The following is a 2,320-nucleotide window of genomic DNA, read 5'->3' as shown; positions in this document are numbered from 1 at the left end:
GTTTGAAGGTTTGCCAGGTTGCATTTTCCAGCCAGCGTGGATCGAGCGTTTGCATGCTCGCGCTGCTGCCGTCGAGATCGCCGGCCTCGCGTTTGGCTGCCATCAGTAAACCACGCAGTTCCGGCGCCTCGTAAGCCAAGCGGCGGGCAGCCGCCGCGAGGTCGCGGGGCGATACCGCTTTGAGGTCTTGTACCAACGGTTTGAACAAACGCTCGTCTGGGGCTGAAGTGCCGTCCCAGTCTGAGACGGCACGGGCCGTCGCGGGCATCGCCTGGGGCAGTTCGCTGTCAGCGACTGCGCGCCACAGCAATGTGCCAATCGGACCGACGAAGGTCAGGGCAAGAAACACCACCAGAGGTGCCAGCAGGCCGTAGGCGCGCCAGAGGGCGCCGCGATCCTTGCGGGCGACCACCGGTGATGAGGCATTGATTACGATTGCACTCATGTCTATTTACTCGATCCGGATCACTGGGCCGACCAGGCGGTCCACTTGGCATTTAGTTCGTCGATACGGTCAACCCAGAACTTGTCGTTGAGCACCAGCACGTTGGCGCTGTTCTGCGGTGCGCTTGGGGAGTCAGCGAGCGCCGCCGGGTCAGTTTCAGCGATGCCTTTGACGGAAGTGATCCCGGTCGGCTGCAGGCTTGGCCATTTCTTCTGGTTTTCAGCTTTTCCCATCACATCCAGCAGGCCATAGGCTTTGTCGACGTTCGGCGAGTTGGCGAGGATCACCCAGCTGTCCATGGTTTGCAGCGACTGATTCCACACCAGCCCGAACGGTTTGTGATCCTGGTGGATAGCGTTGGTCACCCGGCCGTTATAGGACGTGGTCATATTCACTTCACCCGACGCGAGTAGTTGCATCGGTTGGCCACCCGCTTTCCAGAACAGCAGCTGGCTCTTGATAGTGTCGAGTTTCTTGAAGGCGCGTTCTACGCCACCAGCCGAGTTGAGGACTTTGTAGACGTCGGCCGGTGCAACACCGTCGGCCATGAGGGCGATTTCCAGGTTGCCCTTGGGGCCTTGGCGCAGTGCGCGTTTGCCGGGGAAGGTTTTGGTGTCGAAAAAGTCGCTCCAGTCTTTTGGAGTACGGCTGGCTTTGCTGGTGTCGTAGCTCAGCACGAAGTTGTAGACCGCACTACCCACACCGCATTCGCTGGCCGCGCTGGGAATGTAGTTGTCTTTGCCGCCAATTCGTTTGAAGTCCATCGCAACGAAAAGCCCTTCACCGCACCCCAGTTGCAGGTCTTCGGCCTCGACCTGAACCACATCCCACCCACTGTCTGCACCTTCAGCGTGAGTTCTCAGCAGGCCGATACCACCCTCCCAGCTGTCATCGATGACTTTATTGCCGCTGGCCTGACTGTATGTATCGAAGAAGATTTTACGCTGCACATCCTGATACGCACCGCCCCATGAGGCCACGGTGAGGTCTCTGGCCTGAGCGGTTCCCTGGAACAGGGCAAGCCCGCATAAAACGAAGGAGAGACTGCGAACGGAGCATGGATTGAACATGATGTGACTCCCAGACTTTTGATTTAGTTGTGGTCGGCAGAAGTGACGTAACAGATCGACGCGTTCTTGTTGTTTTGGGCGTTCAGCGCAAAATCATTGCCTGTGCGGCAGGCAACGCCAGCCTCACGCTTTCGCCGGGCAGGGGTGGTGCCTGGCCCAGGCTTCCCGGGTTGTAAGTCATCGACAGCTCGCAACCATCGGTCATCACCAGGCGCAGCTTGCAGTGGGCGCCATGAAAGATGCTGTCGACGACGCGGGCCTGAATCGCGGCCTCTCCCGGCGTTGCCAGCCTCAGGTTCTCGGGGCGAATCGCCAGCGCCGCCGGGAGACCTGCGACCAGGCCGGGATCAGAGCAAAACGCCTCGTGGACCGTGTCGCCTTCGGTCAGGCGGATTCGTGCGAGATTGCCGCAGACACTGGCCAGGACACCTTCCAGTACATTGGTTTCACCCAGAAAGTTCGCCACGAAGCGTGTGGCAGGGCGGTTGTAAATGGTTTCAGGTCGGTCGATCTGGGCAATCTTGCCTTCGTTGAAAACCGCCACGCGATCCGACATGGTCATGGCTTCGTCTTGATCGTGAGTGACGTAGACAAACGTGATGCCCAGCTGTTTATGGATGGCTTTGAGTTCCAGTTGCATGTGTTCGCGCAAACCCTTGTCGAGGGCACCCAGCGGTTCGTCCATCAGCAGGATGCGTGGGCGATACACCAGCGCTCGGGCGAGCGCGACACGTTGCTGCTGGCCTCCGGACAACTGTGCGGGGTTGCGATCTTCAAATCCTTCCAGACGAGCCAGGTCCAACGC

General features: G+C 59.3%; 2 protein-coding genes and 1 pseudogene. All 3 read right to left on the bottom strand.

The annotated features are described in order from the left end of the window. A pseudogene (locus AC1DVH_RS29720) lies at positions 1 to 445 on the bottom strand (ABC transporter permease); the annotation flags it as partial. A 20-nt stretch (positions 446 to 465) separates the two neighbouring features. Then, on the bottom strand, positions 466 to 1,515 hold the full coding sequence (locus tag AC1DVH_RS29715) for an ABC transporter substrate-binding protein (RefSeq protein WP_477756796.1): 1,050 nt from the start codon (positions 1,513 to 1,515) through the stop codon (positions 466 to 468). Between the two features lie 82 nt (positions 1,516 to 1,597). After that, a partial coding sequence (locus AC1DVH_RS29710) for an ABC transporter ATP-binding protein (RefSeq protein WP_477756795.1) occupies positions 1,598 to 2,320 on the bottom strand: 723 nt, incomplete at its 5' end.

The organism is Pseudomonas sp. P4_C3, from assembly GCF_056402075.1.
The sequence above is the reverse complement of the archived record's forward strand: the minus strand, read 5'-3'. Positions and strand labels throughout refer to the sequence as shown.